Origin of the sequence: Vibrio neptunius (genome assembly GCA_019339365.1) — a bacterium.
In the GTDB taxonomy this organism is placed as follows: domain Bacteria; phylum Pseudomonadota; class Gammaproteobacteria; order Enterobacterales; family Vibrionaceae; genus Vibrio; species Vibrio neptunius.
Window position 1 is genome coordinate 1650269 of the sequence record CP079860.1, and the last position, 17201, is coordinate 1667469.

At 41.4% G+C, this 17201-nt stretch carries 21 protein-coding genes and 1 pseudogene; 10 read left to right on the plus strand and 12 right to left on the minus strand.

Annotated features, from left to right (window positions below; translation table 11 throughout):
• The first annotated feature begins 34 nt into the window (after positions 1 to 34).
• Together KW548_24205 and KW548_24210 are read left to right on the plus strand one after the other, a co-directional pair.
• Complete coding sequence (locus KW548_24205; protein QXX08678.1) at positions 35 to 604, plus strand: SPOR domain-containing protein; 570 nt, start codon at positions 35 to 37, stop codon at positions 602 to 604.
• 158 nt (positions 605 to 762) lie between these two features.
• Positions 763 to 1753: pseudogene (locus KW548_24210) on the plus strand (D-alanine--D-alanine ligase).
• On the opposite strand, the gene KW548_24215 reads toward KW548_24210, so the two are convergent.
• Positions 1750 to 2706, minus strand: a complete 957-nt coding sequence (locus KW548_24215) for a tyrosine-type recombinase/integrase (GenBank protein QXX08679.1) — start codon at positions 2704 to 2706, stop codon at positions 1750 to 1752. The pseudogene KW548_24210 and the gene KW548_24215 sit on opposite strands and share 4 nt — an antisense overlap.
• Before the next feature lie 98 nt (positions 2707 to 2804).
• On the opposite strand from KW548_24215, the gene KW548_24220 reads away from it, so the two are divergent.
• From KW548_24220 to KW548_24235, 4 genes are all read left to right on the plus strand, one after another.
• Positions 2805 to 3176: a DUF3319 domain-containing protein gene (locus tag KW548_24220; GenBank protein QXX08680.1), complete on the plus strand. Its 372-nt coding sequence runs from the start codon at positions 2805 to 2807 to the stop codon at positions 3174 to 3176.
• A 6-nt stretch (positions 3177 to 3182) separates the two neighbouring features.
• The gene (gene yciH / locus KW548_24225) at positions 3183 to 3494 is read left to right on the plus strand and encodes a stress response translation initiation inhibitor YciH (protein ID QXX08681.1); all 312 of its coding nucleotides are present in this window, start codon (positions 3183 to 3185) and stop codon (positions 3492 to 3494) included.
• 877 nt (positions 3495 to 4371) lie between these two features.
• A complete protein-coding gene (locus tag KW548_24230; GenBank protein ID QXX08682.1) occupies positions 4372 to 4686 on the plus strand; it encodes a hypothetical protein in 315 nt (104 codons plus the stop codon).
• Between the two features lie 352 nt (positions 4687 to 5038).
• Positions 5039 to 5311, plus strand: a complete 273-nt coding sequence (locus KW548_24235; protein ID QXX08683.1) for a hypothetical protein — start codon at positions 5039 to 5041, stop codon at positions 5309 to 5311.
• Here KW548_24235 and KW548_24240 read toward each other — a convergent pair.
• Positions 5308 to 5478 (minus strand): hypothetical protein, encoded by a 171-nt coding sequence (locus KW548_24240; GenBank protein QXX08684.1) that lies wholly within the window; start codon positions 5476 to 5478, stop codon positions 5308 to 5310. The two genes, KW548_24235 and KW548_24240, sit on opposite strands and share 4 nt — an antisense overlap.
• Before the next feature lie 149 nt (positions 5479 to 5627).
• The gene (locus KW548_24245; protein ID QXX08685.1) at positions 5628 to 5870 is read right to left on the minus strand and encodes a hypothetical protein; all 243 of its coding nucleotides are present in this window, start codon (positions 5868 to 5870) and stop codon (positions 5628 to 5630) included.
• Between the two features lie 790 nt (positions 5871 to 6660).
• Between KW548_24245 and KW548_24250 the strand changes: the two genes are divergently transcribed.
• Entirely contained in the window at positions 6661 to 7395 is a 735-nt protein-coding gene (locus KW548_24250; GenBank protein QXX08686.1) for a DUF2799 domain-containing protein, read from the plus strand.
• A 395-nt stretch (positions 7396 to 7790) separates the two neighbouring features.
• On the opposite strand, the gene KW548_24255 is transcribed toward KW548_24250, so the two are convergent.
• Entirely contained in the window at positions 7791 to 8063 is a 273-nt protein-coding gene (locus KW548_24255; GenBank protein QXX08687.1) for a hypothetical protein, read from the minus strand.
• Positions 8064 to 8607: 544 nt separating this feature from the next.
• On the opposite strand from KW548_24255, the gene KW548_24260 reads away from it, so the two are divergent.
• On the plus strand, positions 8608 to 8967 hold the full coding sequence (locus KW548_24260; GenBank protein ID QXX08688.1) for a hypothetical protein: 360 nt from the start codon (positions 8608 to 8610) through the stop codon (positions 8965 to 8967).
• Positions 8968 to 9097: 130 nt separating this feature from the next.
• Here KW548_24260 and KW548_24265 read toward each other — a convergent pair whose 3' ends face one another.
• From KW548_24265 to KW548_24275, 3 genes are all read right to left on the minus strand, one after another.
• On the minus strand, positions 9098 to 9265 hold the full coding sequence (locus KW548_24265; GenBank protein ID QXX08689.1) for a hypothetical protein: 168 nt from the start codon (positions 9263 to 9265) through the stop codon (positions 9098 to 9100).
• A gap of 10 nt (positions 9266 to 9275) precedes the next feature.
• The gene (locus KW548_24270) at positions 9276 to 9833 is read right to left on the minus strand and encodes a hypothetical protein (protein ID QXX08690.1); all 558 of its coding nucleotides are present in this window, start codon (positions 9831 to 9833) and stop codon (positions 9276 to 9278) included.
• A gap of 169 nt (positions 9834 to 10002) precedes the next feature.
• Positions 10003 to 10689 carry a hypothetical protein gene (locus tag KW548_24275; protein QXX08691.1) on the minus strand — a complete coding sequence of 229 codons (687 nt, stop codon included), beginning with the start codon at positions 10687 to 10689 and terminating at the stop codon, positions 10003 to 10005.
• A 432-nt stretch (positions 10690 to 11121) separates the two neighbouring features.
• On the opposite strand from KW548_24275, the gene KW548_24280 reads away from it, so the two are divergent.
• Positions 11122 to 11427, plus strand: a complete 306-nt coding sequence (locus tag KW548_24280; protein QXX08692.1) for a hypothetical protein — start codon at positions 11122 to 11124, stop codon at positions 11425 to 11427.
• Between the two features lie 176 nt (positions 11428 to 11603).
• Entirely contained in the window at positions 11604 to 12050 is a 447-nt protein-coding gene (locus KW548_24285) for a hypothetical protein (protein ID QXX08693.1), read from the plus strand.
• A gap of 604 nt (positions 12051 to 12654) precedes the next feature.
• Here the strand turns inward: KW548_24285 and KW548_24290 are convergent.
• From KW548_24290 to KW548_24310, 5 genes are all read right to left on the minus strand, one after another.
• Positions 12655 to 12804 carry a YoaH family protein gene (locus KW548_24290; GenBank protein QXX08694.1) on the minus strand — a complete coding sequence of 50 codons (150 nt, stop codon included), beginning with the start codon at positions 12802 to 12804 and terminating at the stop codon, positions 12655 to 12657.
• A 64-nt stretch (positions 12805 to 12868) separates the two neighbouring features.
• On the minus strand, positions 12869 to 14083 hold the full coding sequence (locus tag KW548_24295; protein QXX08695.1) for a conjugal transfer protein TraF: 1215 nt from the start codon (positions 14081 to 14083) through the stop codon (positions 12869 to 12871).
• A 59-nt stretch (positions 14084 to 14142) separates the two neighbouring features.
• Positions 14143 to 15015: a DUF2861 family protein gene (locus tag KW548_24300; GenBank protein QXX08696.1), complete on the minus strand. Its 873-nt coding sequence runs from the start codon at positions 15013 to 15015 to the stop codon at positions 14143 to 14145.
• Positions 15015 to 15674, minus strand: a complete 660-nt coding sequence (locus KW548_24305; GenBank protein QXX08697.1) for a response regulator transcription factor — start codon at positions 15672 to 15674, stop codon at positions 15015 to 15017. The genes KW548_24300 and KW548_24305 overlap by 1 nt, the downstream gene beginning before the upstream one ends.
• Positions 15649 to 17103 carry a sensor histidine kinase gene (locus tag KW548_24310; protein QXX08698.1) on the minus strand — a complete coding sequence of 485 codons (1455 nt, stop codon included), beginning with the start codon at positions 17101 to 17103 and terminating at the stop codon, positions 15649 to 15651. Before KW548_24310 ends, KW548_24305 begins: the two co-directional genes overlap by 26 nt.
• Positions 17104 to 17201: the final 98 nt, after the last annotated feature.

The window sequence follows — 17201 nt, forward strand, 5'->3', positions numbered from 1 at the left end:
ACAGTAATTTCTACAAAAGGCATTTGAAGAATTCATGAAAAAAATCGCAATAGTTGGCTTATCAGTGGTGCTTTCAGCGTGTGTATCTAGTGATTACGTCACCGACGTAGCGTCTGAAAGTTATCGTGAAGATTACAAAACAGCGGCAATAGAAAAGCCGATTGTTTCGGAGCAAGGCGTTACCAACGGCGTCACGGAAGAAGCGGTTAAGACGGTTAGGCCGATGGCTGAGAAGCAAATGACTAAGATGCAATCTCACACGAATGCCAAGCCAGCAGTGGCGATTATTCCACCCACCGCTAAACAGAAAGCGTCGAACCCACGTTATGGCTTCACAATCCAAGTGGTTGCTGTGGGAAGTCAAACTAAGGTTGACCAATTTGCGCGCAAATTACCGCGTGACGGTGAACCTGTTTGGGAGAACTATAAAGTCGTAAATGGCACTAAGTGGTATACTGTTCTCTATGGAGACTACGCCACTCGATCTGATGCGAAAAAAGCGATTTCGAAGCTTCCTAGTGAGCTGCAGGATATGAAACCTTTTGTTAAAAGTATCGATGCGATTAAGAACTCTGAGTTCCCATCATTAAACAAACTTAACTAATTCTACTCAAAAGGGGCATTAGCCCCTTTTTTAATGCATATTTAACGACCAATCAAACCGTCAAACAGTCATAATTCGGTTAAAACAATGAATCCGGAACCGAGATTTGATTATGATTGCTTTACCAATCCCTCTGTTATTTCACGGAAAGATCTTTAATGGCGATTACAACAATTTTACTTCTTTGTGGTGGCGGTGCGGCTGAGCATGAAGTGTCACTCGTATCAGCAGATTTCGTTCAGTCTCAACTTGAACTTACCCCAGAATTTGAGGTTATTCGAGTGGAAATGAAACCCGAAGGTTGGTATCACGGTGACCAATTAGTGTACTTGGATACCAATGCCGGAACACTCAACTCAGAAATGGAAGCAACCAATCTCGACTTTGTGGTGCCTTGTATTCACGGTTTTCCGGGAGAAACGGGGGATATCCAGTCGATGCTTGAATTATCTGGCATTCCTTATCTGGGCTGCGGTTCTGAAGCGAGCACAAACAGCTTCAATAAAATTACGTCAAAGCTTTGGTATGATGCGCTCAATATACCTAATACGCCATACATCTTTTTTGTCTGAAAACAACCAACAAGCGTATGATCAGAGCGTAGCGGCATTCGAAGAATGGGGAAGTGTATTTGTCAAAGCGGCAAGACAGGGGTCATCTGTTGGCTGTTACAAAGTGACGCAAAAAGAGCAACTTAGTCAAGCGATAGACGATGCCTTTGGTTATTCAGATCAAGTGTTGGTTGAAAAAGCGGTCAAGCCTCGTGAACTAGAAGTCGCAGCATATGAATATCAAGGTGTACTGCATGTTACGCCACCAGGTGAAATAAAAGCACCTGAAGATTCATTTTACTCGTATGAGGAAAAATACAGTGCAGATAGCCATTCAACAACAGATGTGGAAGCAACGGATTTAACCAAGGACCAACTTATCGTTATACAGCAAGCGGCTGAAAAAGTGTTCAAACAAATGAAACTTCGTCACTTGTCACGTATCGACTTTTTCCTGACTCCGGAAGGGGACGTTTACTTAAATGAGATCAATACCTTCCCTGGAATGACACCTATTTCAATGTTTCCGAAAATGGTTGAGAATCATGGCTTAAAGTTCTCAGAGTTCTTGGCTGATTGCGTAAAAAGCTCGCTTTAATCCCAGGGTTTAAAACGTTTAAATATCATCATCTCTGCTTCTGCGGTGACCTTGCTTCCTAAGTACTGATAGGGCATCGCAGGACTTAACCATCGACCATAATGTTGTATATCGATAGTTTTCACCCCTTTACGAGACATTTCTTTTACCGCGCCAACTCTCAATGATTGTCCTGAAAATTTCACATTCAGTTTAAGCTTGTCACTTGCAGCCCTTAGAATTCTATAAATAGACGAATCATTCAATGGCTCAAGACTAATATTATTGTGCTTATCAATCGCGCTGAACAAATACGTGTTTTGTCGTGGGAGGTGTCTCAGCCATCTCGTTAAATACTGGTAAGCATGATCGGAAAGCACATAATGAGAATCACCCACAAAAACAGTACACTCAGCCATATCTAGCTTAAGGTCATTTCGGGTCAACTTCTTTAACTCGGAACGTTTTAGCATACACTCGAACATGAGATGATAAATCGCTATATCACGTACCACTCTAATCGAGGATTTGTTGTCGAGTTTCTGTGTCAGTTGCTCAAGATGCTTTCGTTCAAAGGGGACAGCAGAGCGAGCATCACCAGATTTGTCAATTCGTAACTTAGATAATGATTGCTGTACATTGGAGAGGATTGTAGGGTCCGTCATTGCTAATATTCTATGGATAAGAGATATTGTCACAACGTAACGCCTTAATGTTGAATACTTTCTTTGTATAGACTCTCTTTCTATAAACAATCGGACTGCGGTCGCTGAAGCGGGTAGAGCAGTGACCGATTTCTTGTGGCAATAGCTGGTAAAGAGATTCCAATCTTTTGTTAATGCTAACAGTGAGTTATGTGCATATTGACCATCTGTGAGTGAGTTCATAATGTCGACGTTTACGGCTTGAGTAAGCTGCTGAATGAATCGATTTTTTGTATCTAAATCTGTGATTGTCCTAATGTTTTTTCTCATTTGAGCGCACTATAACAATATTATCCTTGTCCAATATACTTGATTAAGGGCGATATACAATTATTATTAATTTAACTCATGACTAAATAAATATGACTATGGCTGCTGCGACATATCGAGGTTTCACCCTCAAGACTGCTGGAAGTTCTACCGATGTATGGCAAGTACAGATAAAAAACCATGTTTTATCTGGAAGCATGCCAGCAGTAAAAAAGAGTATTGATTGGTTTTGTGATACTGCCACAATAATAGATCCCAAGGAGTTTGGCTCGCTGGGAAATAAAAAGCAGGCAGAAAACAATCCATCTCAAGAGAACTTTCACGGTTACACCATAAAAAATGATACTGGCGATCCTAACTCTTGGTACTGTTTCTTCAATGGAAAGCTGATTAAAGGCGGAAAGCTTGCGATCCAGAAGCATATAGAGGCATACTTGCTGGCCAAACAAAAAGCCGAACAGAAGAAGTAGTTATTCATGAGTCTTGTTTATTCGACAGAAGTTGGTCGCATCAAACCTGAAGAAGAAAAAGTCCAGCGACCCAAAGGCGACGGGATCATTCGTATCCAGCGTCAAACGAAAGGACGCAAAGGTAAAGGTGTGTGTATTGTCTCGGGACTGGATCTGGATGACGCACCACTTAAACTGCTAGCCGCTGAGTTAAAGAAAGTTTGTGGATGTGGCGGTTCCGTCAAAGATGGCAACATTGAAATCCAAGGTGATGCCAGAGATAAGATCAAGGCGCATCTTGAAAAGAAAGGCCATACAGTCAAACTTGCCGGTGGCTGAATCTTAACTAATAAAAGTTAAGTTAATCTCTGATTAAACGAAATGTTTATTAGGTATTTTATGGTAAATAGCATTATGTTTAATGACTAAGCCAATAGAGAGTCGAAGAAAGCACTTGTGCAAGAGTGCTTTCTTTTCATGGTTATCAATTTAACATAACGTACATAATGCGCACTAAGGTTGTAGGCGCAATTTAGTAATGTTTGGTTTGAGCAATATTAAAATGTCCTCTTACGCTTAATGAACACACTGAGCTTTGAGGATCTTAACCGATGCTAATTCCAATGAGTGACCGAGACATTAATCGTTTTAAAGTACTGCAAGATGTTCGTGAGCGCCGCCTTCGTCAGCCCTCGACAAGTTCGGCGTTTATTGATTAAGCCAGTATGGGGCTTCTTCTTTAGCTCATGGCTCACGTGGCCGACCGAGCAACCGACGTTATACTGATGCTTTTCGTGCTGAAGCTCTGAACATCATACGATCTCAATACGCTTACTTTTCACCAACATTTGCTTGTGAGAAGCTGACGGAACAACACAACTTGGTCCTGTCTGTCGAAAAACTGCGTCAGTGGATGATGGTCTCTGGATGCCACATTCGCAACGTCAGCCTCATGTTTACCAACCCCGTTATCGTCGTGACTGTTTAGTGAATTGGTTCAGATTGATAGTTCACACCACGATTGGTTTGAAGGACGCAGCCCCAAGTGCTGTCTCTTGGTCTACATCGATGTCTCGCACTTGCTGGACGACATCAAGCGCATCCGTTAAACGCCTGAAGCCTAATCCTCCAATTGGGCTTGCGTTGCCTCACACCTTAACTGGGTGTTATGATATATTCATTTAACTTATTGATTTAATAAAAAGGAACGATTGTTTTGAAATATATTGTCTCGTTACTCGTATCTTCGACTTTGACTGGGTGCTTGAATCTACCTGAGGATGTCGTATGGGTAGACAAAGACTTATACCCAGCTGAGAGTATCGAGTTTGAAAATGCTAAGAAGACCTGTCAAGCAGATCAGCCGTTACCAGGAATGGCCAAAATGACCAAGGCCATATTTAATGGTGAGAGTGGAGATGAATACTTAGAAGAAGTTCAGAACGATTTGGAAGCTTTGAAAGTTAGTGATAAATGCATGCTTGAAGCAGGATATAAAAGAGTACAAATTTCAGAGGTTAGGCAGAGATAAATATTATAGTAAAGCGTTTAAGACAGGTTCGTAACTTTATTTAATGTGTAGATATAACCTCTATATAAGGATATTTAGAGCATATTAAGTGATTAGGAGGGATCCCCAACTCATGGCATTTTCTTTATAATCACCTTGATAAATACATAACTCCCTGCTTGTTTATTTTAACGTCAGTTAAGGTAACGAGCCATGTCTCTAAGAACACAATTCTCGCGCTTGGTGGACGACATCAAGCGCATCCGTCAAACACTCGAAGACCAATCCCCCCAATTGGGCCAACATCCCTACCCTTAAACTCGCGTCGACTTTAAAGCAGTACGCGATCGACAACTCTGGTTGTGATGCTGCGATGGAAGTGAGCCAATGCAGCGGTAAGCGCAGTAAGTATCTCAAAGGCCGCTGTCATACCTGTGAATGCACCGAGCAGCGCAGCAATGCCAATACGCAAAACTGCCTTCAGGCGTGTAAACCACTCAAGGAACTTAACCAGGTGGTAGAGCTTGAAGAAGTGCTAACCGAAGACACATCAAGCACCTTGGAAATGCCTCAAGGACCCGAATCCCCTGCCCCTAATTCCAAAGGTTCCGGTTGGCTGTGTGCCGGCATCGGCGCCGCTATTTAGCTACGATAGAACTTATTCCATATTCTTATTGAGTAAGAAGCAATAAGAATAACCCCAATCACATAAAAGCCAGCCATATCAAGAAAATACCAGAAACCCCATGCGGCCAAAGCACAAAGAAGAGAGAACAGTATTAGCTTTATCTTGTCTTTAATAAATAAAATCATATTAATTCTTAGGCAAAAGTTTATGACCATCATGACTACTTAGTGCAGCGTCAGCAGCCCACGAAGGAAGGCCCAAAGTTCGAAAGCCTCCTTAAACTCTAACCTGTTACATGATGTTGCTCTCTTTGAAGCCATAAGAGCGGAACCAATTATGGCACCAGCCCAAAAAGTAGCACCAATGCCTGCCAATTGTTTACTTGCTCTTCCTGCAGAAACAACAGAAAGAGGAACATCATATGCTTTACTGATAAGGCTGTTTTTATTGCTGCAAGAGCAGCACTGACCGTTGTTATTGAGCCAAAAACTGTTTTTGGCAAAGGAAGGCTCATTGCAGCCATGTTACTTTCAATATTGTATTCGAGGTTGTCTAAGTTAGATTTACAAATAGCCATATTATAAACCTTCTAATTATTCATATCATAACACTTAAAAAATTAAGTCAATTAGAATCATGCTTACACCATGCAGATGCCGGGCGGAGCAGAAGAAACAGACAGGATATTCGCGATATTATATGGAGTAACACTCTGTAAAAAAACAGTTCTTCATCCTTGTATTCATATGAAAGGTTATTCAAGCCAACCCTAACTAGAAGTAAATAATGTTTAAAAATGTTTGTTAATTAGTCGGCAAAGATAATGTGAGTGCGCAGTATCGCTGGTTCTTGTGGTACTGCGCTTCTTTTAGCAGATTCACATCGCTTTCAAGCGGTACATCAAACGCTGCCGCAAGCTTTCGGAGTCTACGGGGCTTCTTCTTGTTCGCTTGGTTCGCTTTTTGTCTTTTCAATTGCGTGCTCTGCTTAGGGCATAACGTTAATGGTGGTCTGCGAGAGCTCGCTCATCGATGGTCATCGCAATGCGTATTGAATTGGTTTGTCTGATGTTGTTGCTTATACTGCGCGAGCAACACGTACTCACCAACAAATGCGAAGGAATCGCGAACGACCTACTGAACTATCCCAACACTGCCGATCAACTTTTGCACATTTTGACTGCCTATTTTGCAGCTCAATGGGTGTAGCGCAATTTTAAGCATTCATTCTCTTTGAACTTATAAGTTTATTTCGTTTTTTCAATAAGTTAACATTGATTCATAAAATGAATCTTTTTGCTCATTTTACAAACAAAGTGAACATTTTATGTGTTGTCTTCAAAATTCGATCTAATCTAAAAAATCAATATGGAATTTAATTTTATGCGCAAATATTGCATTGTCCCACTTTATGCCATTTTACTAGGATCTGTATCAGGCTGTTCATCTATTAGTGAAGAAGAATGTTTGCTTGGGGATTGGTATCAGGTAGGCCTATCTGATGGTCAGAAAGGTAAAGATAGTCATGCTGCCGAATATAATAAAGACTGTTCAGAGTATCAAGTGCAAGTGGATGTTAAGCTCTATAGCGAAGGTCGAAGTGAAGGGCTTAAATCATTTTGCACTTATGAAAATGGTGTATCACTTGGTAAGTCCAACCAAAGCTATAATAATGTATGCCCTGCGGAACTTTCGCTCGAATTTTTATCGGGATATACGCCATATCACAATTTGGCAAGTGCGCAATCAGAACAACGCTCGTATGAAAGTAATATAAACCATTATGTTGCATTGCTTGATGGTCAAAGCCTCAGCGATAGTGATAGAAAAACCTATGAGGCGAACCTTAAATCTGCGAGATATAAGTTAGACCAAGCAGAATACAAGGTAAGCAAATACGAGAATGAACTCGCACTGCATAAGATTCAGGTTGAGAAGAACAAGATAGTTGAAGAGCTTTCTAACAATGATTTGCCTAACAGCCGGAAAGATCAGTTAAATAAACGATTAAATACTCTGGATAAGCAGCAATCATTCTATGAAAACTTATCACAAACGGAAAATACAATACGAAGCATAAAAGGAATTGCTGACTTGTTTTAGTGAGTTGGGCCCGCATTACAATTCAATTAAGGGCGTGCTACACCGGCGGGTTAGATTATAAACGTCGGTGTACTTGGTTTTGTTAGTTTAATGCGGGCACCTGTTGCTGGCATTAGATTTCATTTTTAATATTTTCGCATTATTGGTTACACTGTCACGTAAATGACCCTAAGAAATAGTTGTTTAAGGAAAACAAGTGGTCTTTTTCTTATGGCGGCTATAGGAGAAAACAGTACCTCTTGCCTACCTTCCCATTAAGATAACGGTATAAATCTGCTCAATGATGCTCATAAATATTTGGGCCTTTTTAACGGTACCACTCCCTTTTTGAGTGCAATTCTAGCTGAAAAATGAACGAAAATCACCTTCCTTCAAAATGAAACAGCCTACTCTTTCTATTCTAGAATCAGTTTAAGAGACAAATAATAGTACGCCGAAACAAAGCTCAGATAACCTACTAACTCCGTCTCACTGATTAGGTGAATATAGCCATCATTGAGTTCATCATAGACACCAAGCAAGCCTGCGATTAACGTATTAATCAACACAACATAAACAAGAATGCGGGAGACTCTTTTCTTAAAAGTACCGAGGTACATAAAGTAAAACATAATAATAGCACTAGTGATCTGGTACCAGTTCGCTGTAGCTTGTTCAATAAAGCCCATATATGAGAAACTTGTTATCACTAGAAGTAAAAAAATATTGCCTTGTTTAACATTGACTACCACCAGTACGCAGTAGAAAGAGAGTTTGGGTTCTTGGGTAAACGGGATAGCCCGTCAATATCTCTTAAGTAGGCTCTATAAAAATTAGTTCTTCTTGCTCCATTTGGTGGTAAGGTCTTTAATGATTCGATAGCTGCCTGAATATAATCATCATTCTATCTTGCCCCTCTTTCAATTGCTGGCACCAACGCCTTGTAATGTCGCTCAAATTATTGCTACCCTTGCTCTACACCTTATTCATTGTTTTACTCGTCCCCCTACTTTGCTAAAAACACAGCGTAAAGTATCGGAATGCGCGATCTATATTCGGTCTAAGCTCCCTAATCCGCATCTTTCGCATAAACATTGAGCAGATGCCTGCTATTGGTGTCGGGAAAGGAATACTGTAAGAAGTCTATAGTGATATTGAATGCAAATTATTTGCTAGTCTTCTCATTTAAAAACATTCATTTGATTGATTAAAACTGACTCATTGGATAAGATCTTGTTCTTTTCTATTCAATCAAAGGAAGTTCTTGTTTTGAAGAAATATTTTCTGCTTGTATTGTGTCTTTTCCCGTCAATCGTATTTTCATCAACAGCGTTCAAGACTTACGTTTCTGGTGAAGTTTATGACATAACTAGTACTCGAGATGGATTGTTGATTAGAGTTGACGAACGCAAAGTGCCAACAGACTGCAATGGCGTTAACCCCAGTGGTTGGATGCTAATAAAAGAAGAGAACAAAACAATGATATCTGTTGCTCTTGCTATGAGAGCGCAGGGTAAAGGAATGGCAACAATTTATACTGATGGTGTTCAAGGAGGCTTTTGTACTGTCTCTCAATATGACCCACATAATTAAATAAGTAAGGCGCTTTTATAGCATTTGAAGCGGGCTGATATACGAGACAAACTATCGTTATCAGCCCATTTTTTAGCACTTTTTCCATCTCTGTTCCTCCTTTAGTGAAATGTTTGATGTTTGTGGTTTATCACCCGCTTAAGCGCTTAAATGCTTCGCTTTCTTCTATCGACACTTTGTAACGCTCATCTTGCAGTAACACACAAGCTGTCTGGAGAAGTACCTTCCTGACTTGGTGTTTTGATGGCCGTTTGGCCTTTACTTTCGGGTGTTTCTTTCGTGTCTGCTTGAACATCATAGTGTCTCTCCTAATAAGCATTTTGCACAGATACGCTGAAGAACAAATCTTGCTGGCATTCAAACAGCTCGTCAAATGTGGCGTACATGGTACTGGCATCAGCATCAGTTTTATAAAAGCCAAAGGTTTCATAATGTGGAATCAAATTTTCAAATGGCTCGACAATATGTATACCAGAATGGTTGGGATAGAGTGACATAAAGTAGACCGAGGCAATGGAAACTAAAGAGACCAATCGGTGTTGGAGTTGTTGTTCATGGACGCTGAGGGCCAACTGCTCAAGCAAAATCACATGAAACTGCTGTGTAAGATCATCATATATTCCAAGCACTGCGCCTTGAAAGTCTGCGTTATTGATCACTTTCAGTCCCATATGAAGTGTGCTTTTGGTCGAACACATCATCGAATAATAATCTAACCAATTCAAAACACTGGGTTCGTGATTGACGAGCCCTTCATAATCATGGTCGTCGAGTGCCGTCACCAAAACGCCCATTTGGGCTTTGTCCATGATTTGCTGAAGAAATGATACGGTTTCGAGTACCTCTCTGTTTATTGTTGCTTCCATTTTTCCACCTCGCGTTGAATGCCAAGTTTAACCATAGGAGGCCTTCGTTCGCTCGACATATAAATAAGAATTATTTATTCTTTTTTCTCAAGAGCTATTAATGAACTCAGTTTATTGTTGAGCTGTTGTGTTGATTAACATCCATGGTTTGTCCACGGTGTTTGCCGTTTTATGATGAGTTAGCTTTGCTGAGCGGGCCAGAGGCTAAATTTGTCCTTGTTGTCGGACGTAACTTTAGTCGGTCTGTTTGCGGCGCTGGGTAGTGCTGTTTTCTAGAAACTAATAAGTCCAACTCATGGTCAAGTAGCATCTCGAACAGCACGTCTTGTTGACGTTCGTAAAGGCTCTCAAACGTACCAAACATCACTGGCGTATCCTGCTCACACCCATAGTCCAATACTTTATATCCATAAAGACCATAATTTGATAGAAATGTTTTGGGTGGATCGACGATGTACACACCAGCACTATTTGGATACGTCGAGAGAAAATACAACGCGATATAAGTGACCATCGACATTAATCTATCGGTAATTTCTTGGGCTAAACCTTCCTTTAGCGGCTCCAGAAACAGCGGATGTAATCTCCTAATCCGACTATCGTATACACCAATAAAAGTACCGAGCTCCGGCTGTTTTTTGAAATGGTTAATATTGATATGAAAATTTCGTTTTAAAGAACAGGAAACATGATGGCTATTGAGCCACTTCGTCATCGAACTGTCGTCTAAAACTATTGACCGATAGCGCTGTTCATTCAGCGAAGATATTTTTAGTTCTAAATTAGTACGATTGAGCAGCTTCTGTAGAAACTGAACATCAATTGATTGCCGTTGTAGTGACGTTGCTTTATTCATGGGGACCAACCCTCTTAGCTTTTTATGTTTTTTAATGAGTTAAGGTGAATTACTAGATTAAATATAAGTTAAAGACTTATTGAGGCTTGCACGAGAGGAGAAATTCATTAATTAAAATAAAATATTATAGATGATCAAATAAATTATTAGGTAACAAAGATATACATAATGATTATGATTATGATTATTTATCTTTTACAGCGAACTTGAGGTGTGTATTTTTTGGCACACCCTGCCCCTTCATTCGGAAGGAAGAATTGGTTTGCGTCTAATTTCTGCGATAGGGACCAGAATTTGAGAAAAAGACTCTAAAGCCTTTGAGCAGGTGAAGTGCGAGTACGATGCTGTCTCATATTCAAGAAACGCACTGATATTCACAATCTCATCCATAAGTTTTACTACACTGCTAGTGTTAGGGTTAGGAGATATCCCATGGTTGCTGCCTTAGAACTATTGATGTTGACCATTCCGTGGTTGGTGTTTTCATTGGTCAGAAGTGAGCGTCTTTCAGCAACGCTAGCCTGCGGTTTGATTCTGCCAAGCTTTGTTCTTTTTCTCACCGGCCTAGTTTCAGGTTGGTTGTGTGCCATCGGTGTGATCAATTTAAATTGGCCTGCCTCTACTATTTTTGTCGGTAATCAATGGTGGAATCTAGCAACAGGACCGATAGTAATCATGCTTTACTTGTTTGTGATGTCGGAAGTTTGTACGCTCAAGAGACATGGTGGTCGTTATTAACTTTTGACTGGCTGGTGCTAGTAAAGAGTATACACCTTGTGCGACAATGCAATGTGTTTCACTCATTCTTTCCTTCTTACCCAATGAGACCACTTGCTTTAACCTTATCTCTATTGACACTCTCCGGCTGTACTCTCCCTGCGAACAATCAACCGACGCCATTTCTAGAAAACACTATGTTTGAACATGTCATTGGTGGACTCAATCCGGAAAAGAAGCAGGTAACGTTTGTGTATAGTCGAGCAGGTGAAAGAGACAGAACGGTCGTCGTCAATGTTGATGTCGAACCGATTGAAATACGTTTTAAACTCTGCGAAAACAACGGAGTTTATGTTGGATTGAGTCAAGTTGATCTAGCAAACATTTCACGTACGAAAGTGAATTGTGATTCCTGGCTCGCGATTACTCCTTTGGTTAACGGAAAATATGCTTTATCTTACGAGCTTAACTTGTTACTGGGCTTTCGAACTATGTCCGTTGAAGGCAAGCACGTTTACGTTCCACTGAAGAAAAAGCTTGCCCAATATAAGGCTGTTTATACACCGAACTCGATTGCTCATCCTCTCAAAAGATACGCTAACGACACGATTATTGAATCAACCACCGTTGAGTTTAATTGGTAGTGTTTATTTAATCAGATAAATGGCAAGGACAGAGCAGCCAACCAGTTTGATAATCCATCAAAACTGTAGCCTGCACCTTTGCCCGCATGCTGTTTATTAGGCCAATACTTACCTGATTTTTCTTTTCAAATCCACATAACATGTTACGTTGTAACTCGCATTGAACGACAATACTTGGACTGGCTCATTGTTTGAGACTCTCACCAACACATCAAGTTCAGCCACTCTCATCGCCTATTACGGCAAGTTTACGAATTGGCGCACCGATAATGGAATGGGACAGAACAATACATTATCAATTGTTACGGCATAACACCACAGAGTAATCCCCTAGCTGACAGTAAGCGCTTACAGACTAAGTTATCAAAAGTGTAATTTTATTACACGGCGCACTGAGCAAGGGCATCTTGCAGTCAAAAGCTCTGTTGTAAGTTATTGTATTGGCTTGGTATTTAATGCTTCGGGAGTGAAGCCAGGTGCTTGGGAATAATGCAGAAAGATATTTTTTATTGAGAAATATGTGGCAACTACCTACCTATCTTTTGCCGGTGACATAAAAAAAAAGAGAGCAATCTCTTGCTCTCTTTTTATAAAAATGAATGTTTTACTCTTTAGGCTCGGCCTGCTGTCTGATTTCCTCTGCGACAATTTTTATGGCTTCAGCTGTACTGACTCCCTGTGCCATCAGCTGTTGGATCTTTTCAACGGCTTTCTGTTGGTCTTGATGGGACAGAGGGGGAAAATCATCTAACATAAAAAAGGCTCCTGTTTATTTAGGAGCCGACTATATTACGATTTCTTTACTATCGCCAGCGCTTCTAATAACTTCCTAGGAAGTTAACGTAAGCCCCCATTGAGTTTTCGTTGGTATAGCTCGCGCCGATATCCATTTGGAATAGGTTCAATGGTGATAAGCCAATACCCGCTGTAATGGTGTCGTCCAAATTATCGTAAGCCAGGTTTCTTCGCCACCCTGCCCTCAGCTTAAGTTGACGCATGATATCGATTTCTCCACCGACTCTCACATATTGAGTGTTGTCTTTGAAGTTGGTATATCGCTCGTCTTCATTGATATCGTAATCGACACTCAGTGTGGCGTAGTCTGCAACCAAGCCAAGTCCCACGGTGTATTGTGGTTTCATCTGATAGGCGTATGAAGTCGCAGAAACTGTACGTGATTGGCTCGAGTCGATACTTGACGTCAGTGTCTGAGCAGGAAGCGTTTGTGTCATAATATCACGGGACACCAAATTCATGGCAGAGACGCCAACACGCAGAGGACCACGGAACCAAAGAAAGCCAGCGTCCATATTGAACATGGTTTCGCCAGTGCCATTATCACGCACATCTTTAATGTCGTAGTTGTTTAGATTGGCACTGTAGACATAGGTATAAACGCGTTGAATTTTAGGTGAAACACCAAAAGAAATATGCTGACCGAGGAAAGTTTGATACTTTGCCAGGGATACGCCAACTTCAGCCACCCCTATCGCAACCGCGTTGACTGCGCTGAGCTCTGCGTTAACAGCGGTATTTAAGTCGCTGTTACCTGTGTTTGCGCCTGAGTAAATATCAGTTTGGGCAAAGGACTCAGCGTATACTTTCCCGAATAAGTTAGCCGCAACAAAACTATTTGGTATAGCGAACGCGACAACACCGCCAATTTCGAGCTTGGCGATGTCATTTTCCAAGCCATCAAGCGTTGTCTGTAGGCGTGCTGAATCTTCAGCAGTAATGGTTTTACTGCTAACGGCACTATTAATGATGTCTGCAGCTTGGTCTAATCCGTCGACCATCTCATGTTCATCATTGTAGGCTAAGCCAAAAGAAGGAATGAGCATGCCAACATCGTCATTGCGCCGATAAATCGCAGTGATCGCCGGGTTATAAAAAGGGGCGGTTAAGAAGTTTGCAGAAACAACCCCGACGCCACCCATTGCATCACCACGTGCTTCGACCGCATAAGTGGCTGCGTATGAACTTGAGGAAGCTAACGCAATAGACAACGATAGGATTTTTATTGAATTTTTCATATCGATATAAACTTTCTATTTCCATGTGTTTACATCGACCTATTGTGTCTTAACTTTAGTTATTCCTCTATAGAAACGTCGTATGTTTTACTAATTATTTGGGATTGTTCAACAATTATTGGACCTTGCCATCTTTGGTGGGTCATCGAAATGGCTAAAACGTATCTACCTGGGTCAACAATGTTTGGCTCTAATGTGGTTGGATAATCAGATACGTAGGTAGCTCCCCATACTTTGTTGTATTGGCCATCGACATAGTCATAAAGCGCCGTATCGAGTTTTGGTAATGGGCAGTGAGAATTCAACAATGCGTTTCTATCGACTCGCCATTGCTCTTTAGATTGCCAGCGAACTGTAACTTTTGCTTTGGGTTCACCAAATACAATCCAAGAGCTCCATGAGGTTTGGTCTTTTGCGGTGACGTCTAAACGATATAGCCCCATAGGGATTTTACTATTTAGGTTGTAACGCTTAACGTAAGACTTAACCTGATTTTCTCCCTCAGTAAGTGTCACGAAGGAATTGTCAGTAGAAATGCTTTTTTGAACCCAGCGAGTGAGCGAAATATCAGTGATATCCTTGCGTGAGGCAACTTCAACCAAAGCTCGATAGGAATCTCGGCCCGGACTTTGTGTTTCGATGGCACGAACCGTGACGCCTTTTACCCAATCAGGAAAAGGTTTTGAATCGAGCCCCTTTCCACAATCAACTTGCAGTGATTGTTGAAACAACTCATTGAGGTGTGGTGATATCGCTTGGCTCTTATCCTGTTGCCACACTTCAACTATCGATGAAAACATCGCAGGCAAGTCATCATTGAGAAGATAACGGTGCGCTTGAGTCAGCGGCGAATTGCTCTCAAACCAAGGAGGATTGGCAGCAAAGACAGGCGTGCTCATTAGCACGCCTAAAACTAACGCTTTAACTTTCATTAGGCCTTCATTTTGTATCCAACGCCACGAAGCGTTTCGATTTCCAGTCCAGGAAGTTTTTGTCGTAACTGAAGAACATGCGTATCTACGGTACGCGTAGTTGGAAAATGATTATAGCCCCACACATGGTCCAGCAATTCATCGCGCGTAAATACGCGTCCCAAATTGCTTGCTAAGAATAGAAGTAAATCAAATTCAGTCCGAGTTAAAGTAATCGACGCTTCTTTGTAGAAGACTTCACGTGTTGCTTTATCTATCACTAAATGCTGGGTCTTTACCTTACTCTCGTCCTGTGTATCAGATTCGGGCGCTCTAAGTTGAGCACGAATGCGTGCAAACAGTTCAGCTTCTGCAAATGGTTTTGTTAGATAGTCGTTGGCACCTGCATCCAAGCCTGTGACTTTGTCTTTTACAGTGACAAGTGCAGTCAACAAAATGACAGGGACATCTTTGGTCTCTTTCCATCCGACCAAGTGTTCAACTGAATCGCCATCTGGCAATTGTCGGTCCAAAATAACAAGGTCCGCTTTCTTCCAATATTGCTCTACATCAGCAATTGTTTCAGCGTGAAAACACTCATATCCTGCTTGCTCCAGGCTTACTAACAGGCCGTCGGCCAGGTTTTTGTCGTCTTCAACAAGAAGCAGTGTCTGTTTCACAAGGTATCTCCAATATAAACGTTGTTGGTGGACCGATCAGAGTCATTTTACCCCCCATTCTTCCCACCATTGATTCAACGATAGTTAAGCCTAAACCAAGACCAGCTTTGCTAACGAATGGCTTACGTAATTGTCGCCAATCCTTATGAGTTAGCTCACCTTGGTCAATGACCTTAACGGTAATTAAATTATCATCAGTGCTGATATCTAGCACTATCGGCGCAACACCATATTTAGTCGCGTTGCGTATCAGGTTATCAATACAAGTTCCTAACCAATAAACATTCAGCTTAGCTGCTATGTCTTCATTGATCTTTAATTCGATCTTGCCATTAAATTCTTCGTCTACCTTAAACTCCAGCCATTCTTTGACGGAGGGCACCCATTCAGTGGCCAAAGGTTTATTATCTGACTGCAAATAATCTTTGCTCGCTTCCGCCAGCTGACGCAGGCGTCGCGAATCTTCACACAAACGTCGAAATTCATCATATACGGATTCCGGCAGCTTCTCGAATTCCCGACGAAACCCCTCTACTGTTAGTGATAGACTCGCGATCGGGGTCCTAAGTTCATGTGTAAGTATCTGAAGAATCAACATTCGACTCTTCATCTCTTGTCGTTTTGTATTCCATCGGTAAACAGACCATCCCAAAACAAGCAGGATATTGGCAATCACCAACACGACCATGCTGATTCGCAATACTTGAGAATGATCTTCTATATCCCAACAAAGGTTGCCTCTTTGAACGAAACAGCTATTTGATTCACTTTTTAGCTGAACGCTTAACCCTGCATTGTCGGCATTCTGTTTCCAAACGCTTTCGCTAAAAATTAAGTAGCTATCATTTTGTCGCAGCCACAACTCGCCCTGCTCAAGAAACATACTAGAGCCTGAAAGCAAAGCGAGTATGGTTTCTTCATTCATCCTCTGTAAACGGCCAAGCAATGTTGCTCTTGGTGCTAATGGTCGCTCCTTAATATGCATGTACTGTTGCAACTGCCCTTGTCTTTCAGGGTGCAAAGCAACATAACGTTTTGCATAGGTACCACCGCCGGGGTGAATCAATCCACTGCGTGCGAACCACTTTTCACTCAGTTTTGTTCCTTTGCAAACGGCGCGAGTAAATACGAGTGGTTCAGTAATCAACGGGCTTAACGGCAGCTTGCCAGTACAGTTTTGTGCCAATTGATATAAACGCTGAATATCTCTCAGCGGATACGATGATGTTTGAGGGAGCATTGAATCTGGTGTAATCAAACGGGTCGGATAATCAGACTGCATGATGCGAATGTCGTAAGATGCGCTGAATTGATCGTGACTGAACGCATCGACAAATTGGTCGATGCGTTCTGGCAGCGAATTAGCGCTGACGCTAAAGCTCAGCGCTGCTGTGCATACTGTGAATATATTGAAAGCCGTTTTAATCAATGCAAAAAATCTATAAATCAGTAGGTTAGATTTAGAGTAAAGCATTATCGCAAAAATATGAATTTCAAATGTAATATTGGTGTCAATAATGCTAGTCA